The 18,354-nt window shown below is 30.2% G+C and carries 18 protein-coding genes; 1 reads left to right on the top strand and 17 read right to left on the bottom strand.

What is annotated here, in order from left to right:
- Positions 1 to 10 precede the first annotated feature (10 nt).
- The 8 genes from rpiB to B3W71_RS13575 all read right to left on the bottom strand — a co-directional run bounded on the left by rpiB (position 11) and on the right by B3W71_RS13575 (position 6,570).
- Positions 11 to 460: a ribose 5-phosphate isomerase B gene (rpiB, locus tag B3W71_RS13610; RefSeq protein ID WP_346889476.1), complete on the bottom strand. Its 450-nt coding sequence runs from the start codon at positions 458 to 460 to the stop codon at positions 11 to 13.
- A gap of 14 nt (positions 461 to 474) precedes the next feature.
- Positions 475 to 1,524, bottom strand: coding sequence for an L-threonylcarbamoyladenylate synthase (locus tag B3W71_RS13605; protein WP_346889475.1), 1,050 nt, complete (start codon positions 1,522 to 1,524; stop codon positions 475 to 477).
- 28 nt (positions 1,525 to 1,552) lie between these two features.
- Positions 1,553 to 2,299, bottom strand: coding sequence for a ZIP family metal transporter (locus tag B3W71_RS13600; protein ID WP_346889474.1), 747 nt, complete (start codon positions 2,297 to 2,299; stop codon positions 1,553 to 1,555).
- Positions 2,300 to 2,344: 45 nt separating this feature from the next.
- A complete protein-coding gene (locus B3W71_RS13595) occupies positions 2,345 to 2,929 on the bottom strand; it encodes a hypothetical protein (protein ID WP_346889473.1) in 585 nt (194 codons plus the stop codon).
- A gap of 32 nt (positions 2,930 to 2,961) precedes the next feature.
- Complete coding sequence (gene prfA, locus B3W71_RS13590) at positions 2,962 to 4,038, bottom strand: peptide chain release factor 1 (RefSeq protein ID WP_346889472.1); 1,077 nt, start codon at positions 4,036 to 4,038, stop codon at positions 2,962 to 2,964.
- 75 nt (positions 4,039 to 4,113) lie between these two features.
- On the bottom strand, positions 4,114 to 4,965 hold the full coding sequence (gene prmC, locus B3W71_RS13585) for a peptide chain release factor N(5)-glutamine methyltransferase (RefSeq protein WP_346889471.1): 852 nt from the start codon (positions 4,963 to 4,965) through the stop codon (positions 4,114 to 4,116).
- Between the two features lie 22 nt (positions 4,966 to 4,987).
- Positions 4,988 to 5,896, bottom strand: coding sequence for a DUF1385 domain-containing protein (locus B3W71_RS13580; protein WP_346889470.1), 909 nt, complete (start codon positions 5,894 to 5,896; stop codon positions 4,988 to 4,990).
- Between the two features lie 71 nt (positions 5,897 to 5,967).
- Complete coding sequence (locus B3W71_RS13575) at positions 5,968 to 6,570, bottom strand: thymidine kinase (RefSeq protein ID WP_346889469.1); 603 nt, start codon at positions 6,568 to 6,570, stop codon at positions 5,968 to 5,970.
- A gap of 345 nt (positions 6,571 to 6,915) precedes the next feature.
- On the opposite strand from B3W71_RS13575, the gene rpmE reads away from it, so the two are divergent.
- Positions 6,916 to 7,125 carry a 50S ribosomal protein L31 gene (gene rpmE, locus B3W71_RS13570; protein WP_346889468.1) on the top strand — a complete coding sequence of 70 codons (210 nt, stop codon included), beginning with the start codon at positions 6,916 to 6,918 and terminating at the stop codon, positions 7,123 to 7,125.
- A gap of 289 nt (positions 7,126 to 7,414) precedes the next feature.
- Here the strand turns inward: rpmE and rho are convergent, their stop codons facing one another.
- From rho to B3W71_RS13525, 9 genes are all read right to left on the bottom strand, one after another.
- Positions 7,415 to 8,962, bottom strand: coding sequence for a transcription termination factor Rho (gene rho, locus B3W71_RS13565; protein WP_414632037.1), 1,548 nt, complete (start codon positions 8,960 to 8,962; stop codon positions 7,415 to 7,417).
- 587 nt (positions 8,963 to 9,549) lie between these two features.
- Positions 9,550 to 10,488 (bottom strand): sigma-54 interaction domain-containing protein, encoded by a 939-nt coding sequence (locus tag B3W71_RS13560; protein ID WP_346889466.1) that lies wholly within the window; start codon positions 10,486 to 10,488, stop codon positions 9,550 to 9,552.
- Positions 10,489 to 10,623: 135 nt separating this feature from the next.
- Positions 10,624 to 11,040: a DUF1934 domain-containing protein gene (locus B3W71_RS13555; protein WP_346889465.1), complete on the bottom strand. Its 417-nt coding sequence runs from the start codon at positions 11,038 to 11,040 to the stop codon at positions 10,624 to 10,626.
- Between the two features lie 123 nt (positions 11,041 to 11,163).
- Positions 11,164 to 12,144, bottom strand: coding sequence for a tRNA 4-thiouridine(8) synthase ThiI (locus B3W71_RS13550; RefSeq protein WP_346889464.1), 981 nt, complete (start codon positions 12,142 to 12,144; stop codon positions 11,164 to 11,166).
- Between the two features lie 184 nt (positions 12,145 to 12,328).
- The gene (locus B3W71_RS13545) at positions 12,329 to 13,357 is read right to left on the bottom strand and encodes a D-alanine--D-alanine ligase family protein (protein WP_414632036.1); all 1,029 of its coding nucleotides are present in this window, start codon (positions 13,355 to 13,357) and stop codon (positions 12,329 to 12,331) included.
- 114 nt (positions 13,358 to 13,471) lie between these two features.
- Positions 13,472 to 14,203, bottom strand: coding sequence for a stage II sporulation protein R (gene spoIIR, locus B3W71_RS13540; RefSeq protein ID WP_346889463.1), 732 nt, complete (start codon positions 14,201 to 14,203; stop codon positions 13,472 to 13,474).
- Positions 14,204 to 14,537: 334 nt separating this feature from the next.
- Positions 14,538 to 15,716, bottom strand: a complete 1,179-nt coding sequence (locus tag B3W71_RS13535; RefSeq protein ID WP_346889462.1) for a Ger(x)C family spore germination protein — start codon at positions 15,714 to 15,716, stop codon at positions 14,538 to 14,540.
- Positions 15,706 to 16,806 (bottom strand): endospore germination permease, encoded by a 1,101-nt coding sequence (locus B3W71_RS13530; protein ID WP_346889461.1) that lies wholly within the window; start codon positions 16,804 to 16,806, stop codon positions 15,706 to 15,708. The genes B3W71_RS13535 and B3W71_RS13530 overlap by 11 nt, the downstream gene beginning before the upstream one ends.
- A gap of 28 nt (positions 16,807 to 16,834) precedes the next feature.
- Positions 16,835 to 18,319 carry a spore germination protein gene (locus B3W71_RS13525; RefSeq protein ID WP_346889460.1) on the bottom strand — a complete coding sequence of 495 codons (1,485 nt, stop codon included), beginning with the start codon at positions 18,317 to 18,319 and terminating at the stop codon, positions 16,835 to 16,837.
- Between the last annotated feature and the right edge of the window lie 35 nt (positions 18,320 to 18,354).

Below are 18,354 nucleotides of genomic sequence, written 5' to 3'. Positions count from 1 at the left end.
CCTCCTAAGATTATTTATTATATTTTTTTTCTATTTCCATTATCTTGTTAACCCTATTTTCGTGTCTTCCACCTTCAAAGGTTGAACCAAGAAATGCATCAACTATATCTAAGGCGAGACCTATTCCTACAACTCTTTCTCCCATGGCTAATATATTTGCATTATTATGCTCTCTGGTTGCATGTGCACTAAAAGTATCACTGCAAAGGGCAGCTCTTACCCCTGGTATTTTATTGGCTGATATACTTATACCAATCCCTGTACCACATATTAGAATTCCATAATCATACTCCTTAGCCACTACAGCTTCGCTTACTTTTTCTGCAAAATCTGGATAGTCACAAGAATTCTCTGTGTATGTACCATAGTCCTTAACTTCTATGTTCTTTTTCTCTAGGTGTTTAATCACTTCTTTTTTTAGTCTTAATCCACCATGATCACTGCCAATTGCTATTTTCATATTCTTACCTCCAATTACACATTTAATATATTAAATCCTGCACTTTTTTTAAGCCTATTCATAACAGCTGTGCCTACTCCGATTTCTTCAAAAGCTTCGCAAAGAATTATATCAATATCTAAGCTATCAAAACCTCTTAAAACTCTAAATAAATTTTTACCTACATCTTCTATGTCACATCTTGCGCCAACAGAAACAACAGCTCCTCTATTATACATATTCTTTGTTTCATCAGTAGCAATAATTCCAACATTTTTACCCTGCTCAATATAATTTAATACCATTTCATTAATTTTTGCAACTACCTTATCTATATCACCATCTACTATCTTCACTGGTGCTTTTGGTGCATAATGCCTGTATTTCATTCCAGGTGCCTTAGGCTTAAAGTCTTTTGTCGGCTTTGATAATATAGATGGATCTATGTAAACCTGATCCTCTATTTCTCTTAACATCTCTAAAGTTATAGCTCCAGGCCTCAATATACATATAGGAGAAACTGTACAATCTACTATGGTTGATTCTACACCAACAATACTATTCTCTCCACCTAATATGTAATCTACCTTCCCTTCTAAATCCTCAACACAACTTTCCATATCTGTAGGACTAGGTCTACCAGATATATTAGCTGAAGGTGCTGCTATAGGTACTCCAGCCGCTTTTATTAAATTTATAGCAATACTATTTTGTGGCATTCTAATTCCTATTGTAGACAGGTTTGCACTAGTAACCTCAGGAATTAAATCAGTTTTTTCAAGTATTATAGTTATTGGTCCTGGCCAAAACTTATTCATTATTTTCTTTGCTACAGTTGGTATATTTTTAACGTATGGATTTATATTATAATCTCCCACATGGATTATAAGCGGATTGTCCTGTGGCCTACCCTTAGCTTCAAAAATTTTAGCTACAGCTTCTCTATCCAATGCATTAGCACCTAAGCCATATACAGTTTCTGTAGGGAAGGCTACAAGTCCACCATCTCTTATAACTTTTCCTGCTTCCTTTATTACATTCTCATCTGGAGCTTTCTCACTTAACATCACAACTTTTGTTTTCATCCCTATTAACACCTACTTCAATAATACCTTAAAATAAATTTATCATTACAAATCCAAATATGATTCCCAATATAATCCACATGGCATTTGTATAACTGCTATGCAATTCATTACTTTCTGGAAGCATCTGTCCAAAGGCTACATAAAGCATAATTCCACTGGCAAAAGCAATACTATAGCCTAAGAATGCAGATGATATAGAATTCACTAATATACCTATCCAAGCTCCTATAATAGTTGGAAAAGCTACTAAAAAACTGTACCACAGAACTTTAAAGCGACTCTTCCCAGCAGCTATTAATGGAGCAGCCATGGCAATTCCTTCTGGTACATCGTGAATAGATATTAATATACTCATTTTTATACCTAATCCTGACCCCTTAACAAATCCAAATCCCATTATAATGCCTTCTGGAAAATTATGCATCATTAAGCCCAGAGCCATAAGTATTGCAACCTTGGTATGATTTATCATATTAGGATTTCTATTATCTCTATTGCTACTTACTTTAATTAAACAGTCTATGGAATATATAACTATTATTCCAATAATTATAACTATGAGAGTTTTAATAAAGCCTATCTTGTCAATTGACTCTGGTATAAGTTCTAAAAAAATTATAGATATAATTATACCTGTAGCAATTGCTAATAAAATTCCTAATAACTTGTCAGTAGGATTTTCTAAGGACACTCCAATTAATGCACCAACCATAGTTCCTATTAAAGATATTACAGCAGAAAAAATTCCTATTATAAATATAGTACTATTCATAATTCCTCCTGGAAAATTATTGATAGTAAAATATATTTATAAATCCTATATTTTATTCTGTTTTCTATATTCTTTTATATGCATTATAGCATTTTCAGTAAAAACAGCACTTACACAATACTTAAAAATAAGATCTAATAGCATATATTTCTTTATGCCACCTCTTTTTACCACAAAATAATAATAATCGCCATCATTAGGCATTTTTACTTTAGTATAGTGTTTTCCTATGTCTGGAAATCTATCTAACACCTTATTAGTAACAATTCTCAACCTTTTATTTCTGAACTTAGACTTTGTTATTATTAATATATCAAAGTATTTTTCTTGAGGTATAGTATGAATAATTACCACTTTATTACAATGGATTTTATATTTTATTCTACCACCTAAAATAGCTATGACCATTTTATCTTCATACACTTCAAATTTTAAATACTCTTCATTATATCTTATTACTACAGAAACGAATATTAGCCCTTCAACAATACAAAGATAAATAATGAAAAATATATTTATCTGTCTAGTTATAAACAATACTGTGGGCAATACTATAAAAATAAAGCCCATAGATAGCATAAACCTTTTGTAAGATTTTTTTTGCTTCTTTAGGACTTTATCTATATCCATCAAGTAATCCTCCACCTTACAGAATTTAAGACCTAAATACTATTTCCCATAGCTTTCATTTTCTCAGCTTGATCAGCAGTTATTAAAGCATCTAGCATTTCATCTATCTCTCCATCTAGGAAAGCTTCAAGTTTATAAAGAGTTAATCCTATTCTATGGTCTGAAACTCTTCCTTGAGGATAGTTATAGGTTCTGATTCTTTCACTTCTATCACCAGTTCCAACTTGGCTCTTTCTGTCATCAGCAATTCCCTTAGCTCTTTCTGCTTCTGCTGCTTCATATAGTCTAGCTCTCAATATCTTCATAGCTTTTTCTTTATTTTTAAGCTGTGATTTTTCATCTTGACATGAAACCACAAGGCCTGTTGGTAAGTGAGTCATTCTTACTGCTGAATCTGTTGTATTAACGCATTGTCCTCCATTTCCTGAAGCTCTAAATACATCTATTTTTATATCATTCATATTAATATCTATATCTACGTCTTCAACTTCTGGAAGTACTGCAACAGTGGATGTAGAGGTGTGGATTCTACCACTAGATTCTGTGTCTGGTACTCTTTGAACTCTGTGTACTCCACTTTCATATTTTAATTTGCTATAGGCTTTATCACCCTTAACCATAAATACTACTTCTTTAAATCCACCGATATCAGTTTCATTAGCACTCATTATTTCAACTTTCCATCTGTTACGCTCTGCATATCTTGTATACATTCTAAATAAGTTTGCAGCAAATAGAGCAGCTTCGTCTCCACCAGCTCCACCTCTTATTTCTATAAATACGTTTTTATCATCATTAGGATCTTTAGGTAGTAATAATATTCTTATTTCTTCCTTAGCCTTCTCACACTGCTCTGCTAATGCTTTTATGTCCTCTTGAATCATCTCTCTCATTTCTCTGTCTGATTCTTCATTTAACATTTCTTTATTTTCAGCTAATGAATTTTCAGCATCTCTGTACTCTCTGTACTTTCCTACTATTAGCTCTAACTCTGCATGCTCTTTACAAAGCTTTTGCCATTCCTTTTGATTAGCCATCACGCTAGGATCACTAATTTTATTTGACAATTCATCATATTTGTTCTCTAAAAAATCTAATCTCTCTAACATATATATAACACTCTCCGTAATCTAATCATAAATCTACATTTTTTACATCATAATATTATATCATAAAAATATGACTTATGGTAATTTTCCTATAACCACACGATAGTTTTGACTCAAGTCCTTTAAACTATATATATCAATAAATCCTTCATTTTCCATGATATATTTTACTTCTTTTTCTTGGTCATGCCCTATTTCAAAGCATAAATATCCACTAGGGTATAATACACTCTTACCCTCTCTACATATTCTTTTATAAAAGTCAAGACCATCCTTTCCTCCTGAAAGAGCTAAATGCGGTTCATAATCCTTAACGTCTTCCATAAGTGTAGGAATTACTTCTTCCTTAATATATGGTGGATTCGATACTATCATATTAAACTTTAAGCCTTCTCTTATTGGTAATTGAAATAAATCACTCTTATTTACATTGGTATTTTCTCCTAAATCTAGATTAGAAACATTTTTTTCAGTTACATGCAATGCTACTTCACTTATGTCATATAGCCACAATTTACTATCTTCTACATAATGCCCTACAGAAATTCCAATAGCCCCACTTCCACAACACATATCACATATTAAATTTAAGTTATTTTTCTTTATTATAGAAATGCACTCTTCTACTAGAATTTCTGTATCTGGCCTTGGTATCAGTACCCCTTCTTTTATATAAAAATCAATACCCATGAATTCAACTTGCTCTAAAATATATGCCATAGGTCTCTTCTGACTTCTTAAATTCACAAATCTAAAGAACTCTTGCTCCTTATCAGGAGCTAACTCCTCAGACCTATTTATAATTATATACAATTTTTCTACATTTAAAACTTTACACAATAGAAGTTGTGAATCTATCATGTATGATTCGATATCATTGCTCTTTAATATATCATATGCTTTTATTAATGCTTCATTTATATTCATATTATTCCTCATTCACTATAATTCATTCTAAGCCCTCAGCCGCCTTCAATGAAGTTATTGCAACTTCTAGCATAGATTCATCTGGTTCTTTTGTTGTTATTTTCTGTAAAAGCAGTCCTGGCCACGCAACGATTTTAGCTATTTTACTCTCACTCTTTCCAAGCCATTTTATAACCTCATAAGTTACTCCAGATACTACAGGTAATAATAATACTCTTGAAACTATTCTTCCACCTATAGATTGCCATCCTGTGAATGAAAATATAACTATACTAATAACCATAACTAAAAATAGAAAATTAGTTCCACATCTTGGATGGAGTCTACCAAATTTTTTAGCATTCTCTGGTGTTAATTCTATACCACTCTCATAACAGAATATAGTTTTATGTTCTGCTCCATGGTATTGATACACTCTTTTTATATCCTCTAATTTTCCAACAAGAAAGATATACGCTAGAAATATTATAACTCTTATTATTCCTTCTACAACATTTAACACAATAACATTAGATGTTATTTTTATCTTCACCAAACTAGTTAATGCTGTTGGTAAAATGAAAAATAATAATACAGCAAAGGTTAAGGAAATTACTAATGATATACCCATAAGCACACTACTACCTTTATCTTTAAAAGTTTTATCAAACCACTTATCAAATTTAGATTCTGATTCTTCATCATCCTCAAAAAAGGATGCTGAGAATTCCAAGCTTTTTATCCCTATAATTAAAGATTCTATAAGAGATATAAAGCCTCTAATTATAGGAAGTCCAAAAAATTTGTTTTTCTTAGTTAAGCTTTTACTTGATTCTTTCTTTACCTCAATGTGACCATTTGGAAGTCTTACCGCAGTAGCAAGACCCTTAGAGCCTCTCATCATTACTCCTTCTATAACCGCCTGTCCGCCAACCGTTGTCTTTTTCTCCATTCTAACACCTACCTTCTGCTTTATTTTTAATTTCTTAATATTGTTTTGTTATAAGTAATCTATTATTCTAGCTATTGCTTACTCCTTGATGCTTCTTCTTGATATTTAATATAGCATTGTGGACAAAGAGATTCATACTCTACATTATCTTCATTATCAATAGCAACTTGGTTTCCTTCAAAGACAAATTTTCCATTAATCTTTCTTCCGTTCAATATAGCCTTTTTACCACACTTACAAATTGTTTTCAGCTCCTCTAAACTATGAGCAATTAATAAAAGCCTTTCACTTCCTTCAAACCCCTCCATTTGAAAATCAGTTCTTAATCCATAACATATCACAGGTATATTTAATTTAACTGCTATCATAAACATTTCATCAATTTGATTTCTTGTAAAAAATTGAACTTCGTCTGCCAATATGCAATGAACTTGTCCATTTTCTTCTATATAACTTTCTACAGTAGTAAAAATATTTTCGCCTTTATTAAAGCTTAAATCTACTTCCTTTGTAACCCCAAGTCTAGATACAATTTTGTTGCCACCTTTTGTATCCGTCTTAGGTTTAATTATTATCGCTTTCATTCCTCTTTCTTCATAGTTATAAGCTACTTGAAGAAGGTTAGTAGATTTCCCACAATTCATTGCTCCATACCTAAAATACAGTTTACTCATAGTAATATTCCTCCAAAGTCCATCAATTAATCATATAATATTATTTTATTAGAAAAAACTCCATTAATCAAATTAATATTGTGAGTATATTTTTTTAAATATTATATATAGTATAATATTGATAATTAATTTAGAATGAATAGAATACTGGTATTTTGCCTGAAATAAATTCTTAATTTAACACCATTATAAAACCTTGATATAATTGTATTAAAATTAAATTTTAGACAAATAATTTATATATTAATACAATTAATAATCATATTGACCTTATACTATCTCTATGTTATAATCTAATAGTTGATAATACGGGTATATATGTTATATCGAAAGAGGTGAAATGAAATGCAAGAAGGAATACATCCAAACTATAACAGCGAAGCTGTAGTTAAATGTGCTTGTGGAAATACTTTTGTAACAGGTTCTGTTAAGCCAGAATTAAAAGTTGATATTTGTTCAAAATGTCATCCATTCTTTACAGGTAAACAAAAGAATGTTGACGTTGGTGGAAGAGTTGACAAGTTTATGAAAAAATTCAACCTTAAAAGCGAATAATCATATATATTTTTATGTAGGAGAAGATTACTTCTCCTATTTTTTTATATTTCAGGCACGTGAAAATAAATAATAGACCAAAGATTCGAAGTATATTTGTCACGAGACAAGGAGTTAAAATCATGTCATAGTGGCGATGACATGATTTTAACGGCGCAGTATTCGTGGCAAATAGGCGAGAAAACTGATCTATTATTTATTTGATAGTGCCTTAAAGGGTCTGTCTCAAAATAAGCTCAACCTTCTATAAAGTTTGGTGAATTATTTTGAAACAGACCCTTTATATAATTTACTTTAATATGTCTTGATTTTTAGATACAGTTTCAAAAAACTCTTCATTATTATTAGTTTTTGATAATATACCTATAAGCTTTTCAGTAACTGCTTGAGGGTTACCTGTTTTATACATAATTTTTCTTATGCTATAACTAACTTCAAGCTGTGACTTTGTAAGAAGTAAATCTTCTCTACGAGTTCCTGATTTATATATATCTATAGCTGGGAATATTCTTCTCTCTTGTAACTGTCTATCAAGATGTACTTCCATGTTACCAGTACCCTTAAACTCTTCAAAAATCATGTCATCCATTCTGCTTCCAGTTTCAACTAGAGCTGTAGCAAGAATTGTTAAACTTCCACCTTCCTCAACGTTTCTAGCTGCACCAAAGAACTTTTTAGGCATAAGTAAAGCTCCTGTATCTAATCCCCCTGATAATGTTCTACCAGTTCTAGTTATCGTCAAGTTATAAGCTCTGGCTAATCTTGTTAAACTATCTAAAAGAATTATTACATCTTGTCCTTGTTCCACCATTCTTTTCGCTCTTTCAAGTACCATATATGCAACCTTAGCATGATGTTCTGGTTCTTCATCAAAGGTTGAATATATTACATCACCCTGAATAGATCTCTGCATGTCTGTAACTTCCTCTGGTCTTTCATCAATAAGAAGTACTATAACCTTAACTTCTGGATGATTAGCTGCTATGCTGTGGGCTATTTTCTTTAAAATAGAAGTTTTTCCCGCTTTAGGTGGAGCAACTATTACACCTCTTTGACCTTTTCCTATAGGCGCTAATATATCCATTAATCTCGTAGATAAATCTTTAGAGTCCTCAGTTTCTAATTTTAATCTCTCTGTAGGATATATAGGTGTTAACTTTTCAAAAGCTGCCCTGCCAACAGCTCTCTCTGGATTTTCACCATTTATTTTTATTACCTGTAGAAGAGCTTTGTATTTTTCCCCTTCTTTAGACATCCTTACTTTACCTTCTACTTCATCACCAGTCTTAAGATTAAATCTTCTAACTTGAGATATTGAAACATATATATCATCATTGCTACTTAAATAGTTATTCATTCTAAGCAATCCAAAGTTAGCATTATCGCTTAATTCAAATACCCCTTTAGCTGTTTCTGATTCACTTATTAAACTTTTTAATCTTTCACGTTTTTCTTCTATACTATCAATTTTTTCTTCCATTACAATTTCCTTAATTTCATTTAATTCTTCACTATCTAGATTCTTGTTTGCAGATTCATTGTAGATTTTCTTAGTATAACCATTATCTTCTTTAGTTAATGGTCTATTATTTTCATAAATATTAACTCCTTCTGCTACCTCTCTCTTAGTGAGTTTCTCCTTAAGAATTACACCTTCCTTTTCTATTTGAGCAGGTTGTACTTTTTCATTAGCCTTATGGCTATCTTCTCCATTTTTAATCTCATTAGATTTTGAAGATACTCTTTTAATTTCTTCAATTAATTCACTCTTTTTAAACTTAGCAATATTTTTTATTCCTAATTCCTTTGCAATACCCTTCAATTCTATAACATTCATGCTATGTAAATTTTCACTATTCAAAGGATCACCTCCTAATCATATATTTCATTTAATCGTAACTTTGGAAATAATATTTATATGCTTAATGTAGGTTGTTATTATTAATAAATGATAGAAGTTTTATACTTCCTCTTAAAATGTATTAATATTGTTATATTGTTGTTAAAGTTTTTCATTTAATTATTTGTATAATTATGGATATATTCTTATTTTGTTATAGTATATATTTTACTATATTAAGTATACACCATATTTTTTAAAAATCTATTACTAAGTAAAAATATTTATTTTTATAGCTATAGGGGTGTAATATCAAATAATCCCTGCCCATTAATTTCTATATTAACCACATACTCTATATTTATACATAACTTTAAATATTTGATAAGGTCAACTATAAACATAAAAAGTAGAAATTTTAGAAAAGCCATATTTTATATCGGAGTTACTTTCTTTATTCTATCATTACTCTTTTCATCTAAACTTCCTTATGAAGGTGTATTTTTTCTTATAGGTATATTACTTATGTGTTGTTATCCCATTAATGATATTAAAAGAAAAAAACTATAACTATAGACTTTAAACTACTTCTCACTATCTATTAAATCCATTATGTTGTATTTAGATATTTTATATTGAAGAGTTTGTCTTGGTATATCTAAAAACTTGCTTGCCTTACTTACATTATTACCATGAATAATTAAAGCTTCTTTTATGTACTTAATTTCCATACTTTCAAGTCTTTCCTTAAGAGATAAATTTTCAATAGTCCTTTTTAACTGTAAATCTGAGGTTTCTATAATTCCATGTCTTTTATAGTTTAAAGCCCCTTCGATTATATGTTCTAGCTCCCTTACATTACCATCATAATCTTTTTTCATTAAAAGTTCCAATGCATAGCTATCTATACCACTTATGCTAGTACCTAGCCTTTCATTGTGCTTTTCTATAAACATTTCTACTAATAAAGGTATATCTTCTTTCCTAGCATTTAATTCTGGCATGTTAATTCTTATAACATTAAGCCTGTAATATAAATCCTTTCTTAACTTATTACTCTTAACTAAAAAATCAGGATCTTCATTTACTGATGCTATTATCCTTATATCTGTCTTCCTAGTATTAGTTTCACCTATTCTTCTAAATTCACCTTCTTGAATTACTCTTAAAAATTTACCTTGAAAAATTATATCCATAGAATTTAACTCATCTAGGTATAAAGTGCCACCATTAGCCGCTTCAAATAAGCCTTCTGATTCTATAGCTCCAGTAAAACCCCCTTTACCTACTCCAAAAAAAATACTTTCCAATAGATTATCTGGAATTGCTGCACAGTTCTGAGCTATAAAAGTTTTTTTCTTTCTCCTAGAGCTATTGTGTATAGCTTGTACTATCAATTCTTTTCCTGTACCTGTATCACCATAAACAAAAATTGGAGATTTTGAATTACATACCTTCATAGCTAATTCTTTAACTTTGTTTATTTCTTTACTATTTCCAATTATATCTTCAAAGCTATACAAAATTTACATCTCCCTTAAAAATAGAAGCTATGCATTATAATTCTGCATAGCTTCTAAGTAAAATCCCTTTAATCTTATAATACACATATTTGTCTTAAATTAATATAAAGATCTATATACTATAAATTTTCATATTTATTTAACATCAATGGTAGCTACAAGCTTAGTATTAATAACTTGGTCCTTAGCTATTATAACATCATAGTCAACTTTAACTTTTCCACCATCTTCATTTATGTCTATGTGTACATCATTAGTTTTAATTTTAATACATAATCCACCATGAGGAGTATTATATAGAATAGATGAACTACTTCCATTTTTAAACTCCATATTGGTATTTACGTCACCTTCTCTTATAAGGTTAAAGTAATTTTTTCCTATTCTAAAGGTTGTCAATGTATCCCCTAGGCCTGAAAGTTCTGTTTCCTCATAAGTAGCTACATACTCATCCTCTTCTTTTAAAAACGATCCTGGACTAACAATTTCAATACGTTCATCCTCATCATTATTCTGTATACTACTCACTCTAATTACAGCATCCTTATCCATAATACTTCCCTCTATTCTTCCTTAGAATCTTATTAAAAATATACTTCAATTCTAAGATTAATATAAAATTTCTTAAAAACAATATATTATTTTTAATTTATCCTACTAAAAATTCTTCTATATTTATATAAGATAAGAATTTATTTCTTCATCAGTTGCACAAGTCTCTTCTATAATCTTGTGTTCTTTACTACCAAATTCTGAATATCTAACTGTAGCTTTTGGTTCATCTTTTCCTTTACTATATCTTATAGCAATTTTAGCTGCTGCAGATATTACTTCATCTGAAGCTTCTCCTATAATCACTATCATAGAACCATTAAAATCTTGAACTAGAAGTATTGTGTCTCCTTCTTTAAGAAGCTCTTTAATCATTTCTCCCTCATCCTGAGTTCTTGTAGATATAACCTTAGCCTTAGGAGTAATTCTGAAATGACGTCCTATTCTAAGTAATGCAAGTTCTCTCTCCTCTGGATTTTGGTTGTGAGATAAAAGCTCTTTAAGTCTAACTGAATAGTTTGGCTCTGTTAACTTACATCCACCTGCTGGTGATGGATATTCCTTTATTCCCCATTCTTCAGCAAGTTCCATTTGGATTTTTCTTGATCTACCTTGGATATTTAAAAGTTTTTCTCTATCTACAAGTCCGTTTTCTTCCATCTCCGTTGGTTTAAGGTTTTTAGCACAAAGAGGACGAAGAATTTTACTTCCTATTCCACTTTCATTTTTAACCTTATCTAAAGCACTTCTATTTTGAGACATAGGTCTTTGATTTAAAACTTCCCCAGTGATAATAAAATCTGCATTTAACTTTTCTAAAAGCTCTCCACAGTACTTCATCATCATAGCATGGCAATCAATACAAGGATTCATATTCTTTCCATATCCATGCTTAGGATTCTTAACCATCTCAAAATGGTCTTTTCTAAAGTCTACTACCTCTAAAGGTATTCCTATTTGTTTTGTCATTCTTCTTGCATTTTCTTCATTAAAGAAATGAGATTTAAAACATATTCCTATAACCTCAATTCCTTGATCTTTAATTAATCTCGCTGCAAGAATACTATCTAATCCACCTGAAACCATAGCTAATGCTCTTGTCATTTTCTTCTTCACCTAACTCTCTTAGTATTCCTTATCCTGTATCTTTTACTTTAATCTATAGTATATTAATCTACTTATATCACATTAACTTATAGAAATATTTAAAATAATATATATGATAATTTTACTATTTTCTTTTATTACTATCAACTTAAAAGTAATGGTTAATAATAAATTTTATTTATTAACCTCTCTCAACCGATAATTCAATTAATTCATCTATAAGATTACTATATGGTAGCCCTGTAGCTTCCCACATCTTAGGATACATACTTATACTTGTAAATCCTGGTATAGTATTCACTTCATTTAAATATACTTCTCCACTTTCCTTATCCACTAAAAAGTCCACTCTAGCCATACCTGCGCAATCTAACTTTTTATAAATCTTAATAGATAAATTTCTTATAACATCCATTTCTTCGTCATTTAAATTAGCTGGAATTAGAAGTTTAGACTCTGCATTAGCATACTTAGCTTCATAATCATAAAATTCTTTAGCTGGAATTATCTCTCCTGGAATTGATGCTTTAGGGTCATCATTTCCAAGTACTGCAACTTCAATCTCTCTAGCATTTAATCCTTCTTCTACAAGAATCTTTCTATCATGCTTTAAAGCTTCCACTAATCCATTTTTAAGACTTTCTCTATCATGAGCTTTAGTTATCCCTACAGAAGATCCACTATTTGCTGGTTTTACAAAGCAAGGATATCCTAATTTCTCTTCAATTTTATTTATAAACTTTTCACTATCATTTTTATAATCAAAAGCATTTACAACCACATATGCTGCTTGTTTTATACCTTCATGTTCAAGAAGATATTTTGTATAAACCTTATCCATACATACAGCTGAACTCATAACTGAAGGTCCTACGCATGGTAATTTCATTAATTTACATAGACCTTGAATAGTACCATCTTCACCGTACATACCATGAAGCACAGGAAATACTAAATCTACCTCTTTATTTAATAATAATTTAATTCCATCTTCAACTTTATTATTATAATCTTCTTCCCATTTTCCAGTTCCTATGTTATCTATATCACCTTTATAAAGAAACCATTTTCCCTCTTTAGTTATGCCTATTGGAAATATGTTATATTTTTCTTTATCTATATGATTTAAAACAGAAGTTGCCGATACCCTAGATACCTCATGCTCTGTTGATTGTCCTCCAAATAGTATTGCCACTTTCTTCACATCTATCACTCCTAACAATAATTTTATCCTTTGTACAATCTATTCACTATAAAAATAAATAGTGAACATAAATAAATTATACTCTTTATATTTTATATATGTTCACTACTATATTCAATATTATTTAAATAGTTTTTTAAATATATCCCCTATTTTAAATTTTATTACTATATTGTTATCCTTAGTATTATCAACTATATTACCACTATTATCTTTATTTTCTTCCACTTTCTTAGCATTTATATCTTTTGAATGAGTATTATCAACCATATTAAATTCTTTATCATCAAGAACTCTCTTCATTTCTTCTTCAGTTTCTTCATATGCAATTTCTCCTTTAGTTATATCCACAAAACATATTGGAGGGAACATAACACACCACCAATTTTGCCCTTCTCCAGTACCAATCATTATTCTATATGCTTCATACTCACCTTGAGGTAAAGTAATATTGCCATAGGTTTTAACTGGGAAGTACTCTTTGCTTAAAGTAGATTCTACTGAATAATTATATCCATTTTCTTTTATAACTTCTCTAGCTATTTCAAGAATTTTTCCATCTTCTCTTTTCAAGATCTCTCTAGACTCTTCTATATCTTTACTATCCTTTAAAAGCGGTTGTATATATTCCAAAACCTTATCCCTAACTTTAAGCTTTAGATTTTGATCCTTCTCATTATCACTATTTGCAATAACATGAAATCTAATTAATTTACTTGATATATCTTCTACTGAAACCTGCTCATATATATTTTTTCCATTATCAATATTAATTGCCTCAACACCTTGTACCTTACCTAAAAGCATAAATAAAATAAACATGGTAACAACTATAGATATAATTTTTTTCATTGTTTTCTCCTCCTAAAACTTAAAATCATATCTTAATTGTTACCATATGGACAAGTTATATTCACTTTAATTCGTATTTTTTATCTTTTTTATATTCTTATTTATCGCATTAGCTAATATATTTATAAATGACACTATCAAAGGCTCTATATTTTACCGTTAGTCTGAATGATAAATTTCCTCTCTTCCATGGAGCGCAACATTTTAAAATGTTAAAATGTTAGAATGTTAAGATGTTAAATATTTAAATAGTTCCCTTATATAACTTTTTAAAATGTTAAAATGCTTACATGTTTAAGTGTATATCTAATGGTATTTTCACTTTAATTAATAATTAGTTTGATAACCCTATATTCCTTATATCATTATTCACCTTAATTGATATCTCTGCAGTCCGTAGTGCTTCTGGCCAATTATTTTCTACTTCACTCCAAATTCCCCTATGAAATCTTCGAATATCACTTCCAATATCTATAACATCCAATTTTAAACTATTACTAGTAAAGTTTATGATTTCTTCAAAGTCTTTTTTCATAGATTCATCAAATTGTTTCTCAATTTCTTCTATAATCCCACTGTCTAATCTCTCGGCTTCAGTATAATATCCTTTTAAAGTTCCCTCTGTGTTAATTACATATTCTAACTGTAGTTTATTATTTTCATAACCTATATGTAAACTTTTATCTACATTTTTTAAATAATAATCTATATTATGCCCATCTCTATTTATAGCTTTCCTACATGCTCCAATATCTCCTCTAAGTATTTGAATATCTGTTATTTGATTATTATTTAAATAATCCTTAATAGTGAAGTCTTTTATAACAGCCATACCTTTAAGTTCTATGTCCTTTTCATTTTCAAGAGAAAATACTGGTAACATGCTTATATCATAAGATTTAAGCATATCAATATATTTTGTTAAGGTTATAGGTGCTACTGTACCATTCTTGCTACTATTTCCCATAAGACTAGTTATGTAATTATGAATGTTTTCTTCCATTTCAGGTTTAACTTTTGCATAATCTTTTGCTTTTCCTTTAACTATGATCATTGTAACACTTCTATTTAAACTTGGTTCTCTTTCAATATAATCCATTATTTCTTTCAAAATTTCAGGGTATTGAAATAACTCATCACTTAAAAGCAAAAGTTTACTATGCCCAAAGTGTAGTGTTCTACTACTCTTCCCAATAGCTTTAAAGTATGCGTCTGTCATAGAATATCCATCCACTGTTATCGCAAGTTCTGAGGCAGTTCCCTTTTTAGCGTTCATATTTCTAACATCTGGAAATCCATAGGTTACCTTTAAAGTATTATTATTCTCAATGCTCTTTTCCGATGTACTCTCTTTAGAATTTATCATTTTGCTTCTAACATCAATATCATCACCTATATCTATTCCTATGGTGGATACAAATGCTTTTCTATCAATTTCTACGCTATCCCAGCATCCAGTAAGAAGTAAAGATATCATCATTACAGGAATAAGTTTTATTATCTTATTCTTCACTTTGTATCCTCCTTTTCTTTATATAGCTTAATAGTAGGGTTATTCCTATTACAATAATAATTGTTGCAATAAATCCAATTCTTAAATATCTAAATTTTAAATTTCTAACTTCTATGATGCTTTTAGGAATCATTGCTGCCAAGTATACTATAGGTACATATATCATGGATGCTGTTCTAATATCCTCTAAGTTAAACGCATCTTTTAATATAGAAGATGTAAAGTAGTATATATTGGCAAAAGATGTAAAATAAAATATTACCCATAATGCCATAACCAAACCATCCCATTTTTCTAGAAATCCACTTCTGGAACTTACAGATTGTAGCATAGTTATAGTTGGAAATATACTTTCAGCAGTCTGTGCTGATGATAAAGTAGCTGATACTAGAATAAATATTATTACATAGAATAGACCTACAAAAATACTGCTTCTTCTTATTATTGAAGGAATCTTTCCGTTTTCTCTCACATAAGGTATTAAAATAAATGCCATAGAAAAACCATTAAACAAAAATAACATTTCAAAACTAGATGTAAAGTAATTTTTAATAGGAGCAGATCCTATTGGTAAGAGATTTTTAAAATTTGCTTCTGGTAAAGTTAATAATAAAATGATGGCTAGAGGTAAAAACATAACCCAGAAAGCTATTTCGTTAAAATGCACCACATTAGCAAGCCCACCCCTGCTTAAATACATTCCTACAAATACAAAGGTTATTATAATTACTTCAGTTGGCGTATTAACTAAAAGATACATAGTTATAACCTCAGAAAATATTCTAAGAGAAAATGATAATACAATTACTATTACCAATGAATATATCAATGAAATAATTGTACCTAAAATTCCTCCATAAGTATCTTTTAATATTGGAGTAATATCTTTATATCTATTTAATTTTATTGTTTTATATATGCAAAGAAGAATTAACCAGATTGCGATTCCAGATATTATTGCAGATATCCAGCTATCTGCTCCTACATATTTAGCCACAATAGCGGGAGCATAAAAAATACCTACTCCTATCATGGATACTGATAAGCTGGCAAAGAGTGCAAATTCTTCAATAAAGCCGTTTTCTTTCATATCTTAACCTCCCTACTTTAGTACTATGTTATTCAGTACCCTTTTGTCTTTCAGTTTTCTGCCTTACTTGATTTCGTGGTTTTAAGAAATGAGGTCTGTCTTTAAATACCTTAAGTGGCATTCTTACATATAAATCTTTTAAGTCACTCCAAATTAAATCTACAGCTGGTGCAAGATAAGGTATCCCAAAACTTTTTATTCTTGTTAGGTGGATTATTAATAATATGATACCTAACATTATTCCATACAAACCAAAAATTGCAGCCAAAATAATAATCATTAGTCTAAAGTAAGTAAAAGCCGAAGTCACCGTATAGTTAGGTATTAAAAATGTTGTTATAGCTGTAAGTCCTAAGATTATTACCATTATAGGACTCACCAATCCTGCTTCCACAGCAGATTGCCCTATTATAAGACCTCCAACTATACCAATGGTAGATCCAACGGGCTTTGGTAGTTTTATAATAGCTTCAATTAAAAAGGCTAAACTTGCCTCCATGAGCAATACTTCTACATATGCAGCAAAAGGGACTCCTTCTCTAGACGAAGCTATCGCATAGGCTAATTTTATAGGAATTAAATCCGTATGAAAGGTGGTTACTGCCACATATAAAGCTGGCAAAATTAAAGATACCATTATTCCAGCAACTCTAAGAAATCTTACCATACTTCCACTTATCCAGCTTGTATAATAATCATCTGGCGATTGAAAGAAATCTACCAATACTGCTGGAACAATTAATGCAAATGGTGATCCATCTACAAGTATTCCTATCCTTCCTTCATATAAAGCAGCGGCCACAACATCTGGTCTTTCTGTACTTTGTACTTGAGGAAAGGGTGTTTTATCATTATCTTCAATAAATTGTTCAATATATCCACTATCTAAAATTGCATCAATATCAATTCTGTCTAATCTACTCTTAAGCTCTTCTAGCACCTCAGTATTTACTATATCATCTATATATACTATGGCCATATCAGTTTTAGATCTAGTACCACATTGCCTTGCTTCAATTTTAAGCCCTACATCTCTAATTCTTCTTCTTAGAAGTGCTGTATTAAATCTTATAGTTTCTGTGAATCCTTCTCTTGAACCACGTATTACAGTTTCTCCTGAAGGTTCTCCAACTCCACGATTAGGCCAAGCCCTATTAGCTACTGTTAAAGCTCCTGATAAATTATCTATTAAAACTAAGCTTTCCCCTGATAGTATTGCATTGATTCCATCACTTAGTTTATCAATTGACTTCATGTCAGATATAGCTATAATTCTATCTTTTATTTCTTCAGGGTCTGTTACCTCCCCACTCATCTTCATCATAGGCTCAAGCAAAAAGTCATTTAATAACTCCTTATCCGCCATAGCATCTATATAGACGACTCCACAAAGAATATCTCCAAACTTAAATTCCCTAAATACCATATCTGATGTATCTTTAAACAATCCCTTAAGATAATCCATGTTCTCTCTTGTACTCTTAGAAATGTTTTCACGAACCTGTCCCTTCATATAGCTATCTCCTTCCCTTTAAGCTAATATAATTT

Source organism: Clostridium sp. UBA1056, assembly GCA_002316385.1.
Taxonomy (GTDB): Bacteria; Bacillota; Clostridia; order Clostridiales; family Clostridiaceae; genus Clostridium_J.
Note: the sequence above shows the minus strand (reverse complement) of the source record. Positions and strands in the feature narration are given on the sequence as shown.

Excerpts from the sequence above, each read along its gene's own strand:
- rpmE (WP_346889468.1), top strand. The coding sequence starts at position 6,916 with ATGCAAGAAGGAATACATCCAAACTATAACAGCGAAGCTGTAGTTAAA.
- prfA (WP_346889472.1), bottom strand. The coding sequence starts at position 4,038 with ATGTTAGAGAGATTAGATTTTTTAGAGAACAAATATGATGAATTGTCA.
- rho (WP_414632037.1), bottom strand. The coding sequence starts at position 8,962 with ATGAATGTTATAGAATTGAAGGGTATTGCAAAGGAATTAGGAATAAAA.
- B3W71_RS13575 (WP_346889469.1), bottom strand. The coding sequence starts at position 6,570 with ATGAGTAAACTGTATTTTAGGTATGGAGCAATGAATTGTGGGAAATCT.
- rpiB (WP_346889476.1), bottom strand. The coding sequence starts at position 460 with ATGAAAATAGCAATTGGCAGTGATCATGGTGGATTAAGACTAAAAAAA.
- prmC (WP_346889471.1), bottom strand. The coding sequence starts at position 4,965 with ATGAATATAAATGAAGCATTAATAAAAGCATATGATATATTAAAGAGC.
- B3W71_RS13525 (WP_346889460.1), bottom strand. The coding sequence starts at position 18,319 with ATGAAGGGACAGGTTCGTGAAAACATTTCTAAGAGTACAAGAGAGAAC.
- B3W71_RS13600 (WP_346889474.1), bottom strand. The coding sequence starts at position 2,299 with ATGAATAGTACTATATTTATAATAGGAATTTTTTCTGCTGTAATATCT.
- B3W71_RS13605 (WP_346889475.1), bottom strand. The coding sequence starts at position 1,524 with ATGAAAACAAAAGTTGTGATGTTAAGTGAGAAAGCTCCAGATGAGAAT.
- B3W71_RS13595 (WP_346889473.1), bottom strand. The coding sequence starts at position 2,929 with ATGGATATAGATAAAGTCCTAAAGAAGCAAAAAAAATCTTACAAAAGG.
- B3W71_RS13580 (WP_346889470.1), bottom strand. The coding sequence starts at position 5,896 with ATGGAGAAAAAGACAACGGTTGGCGGACAGGCGGTTATAGAAGGAGTA.
- spoIIR (WP_346889463.1), bottom strand. The coding sequence starts at position 14,203 with ATGAAAAAAATTATATCTATAGTTGTTACCATGTTTATTTTATTTATG.
- B3W71_RS13550 (WP_346889464.1), bottom strand. The coding sequence starts at position 12,144 with ATGACAAGAGCATTAGCTATGGTTTCAGGTGGATTAGATAGTATTCTT.
- B3W71_RS13555 (WP_346889465.1), bottom strand. The coding sequence starts at position 11,040 with ATGGATAAGGATGCTGTAATTAGAGTGAGTAGTATACAGAATAATGAT.
- B3W71_RS13530 (WP_346889461.1), bottom strand. The coding sequence starts at position 16,806 with ATGAAAGAAAACGGCTTTATTGAAGAATTTGCACTCTTTGCCAGCTTA.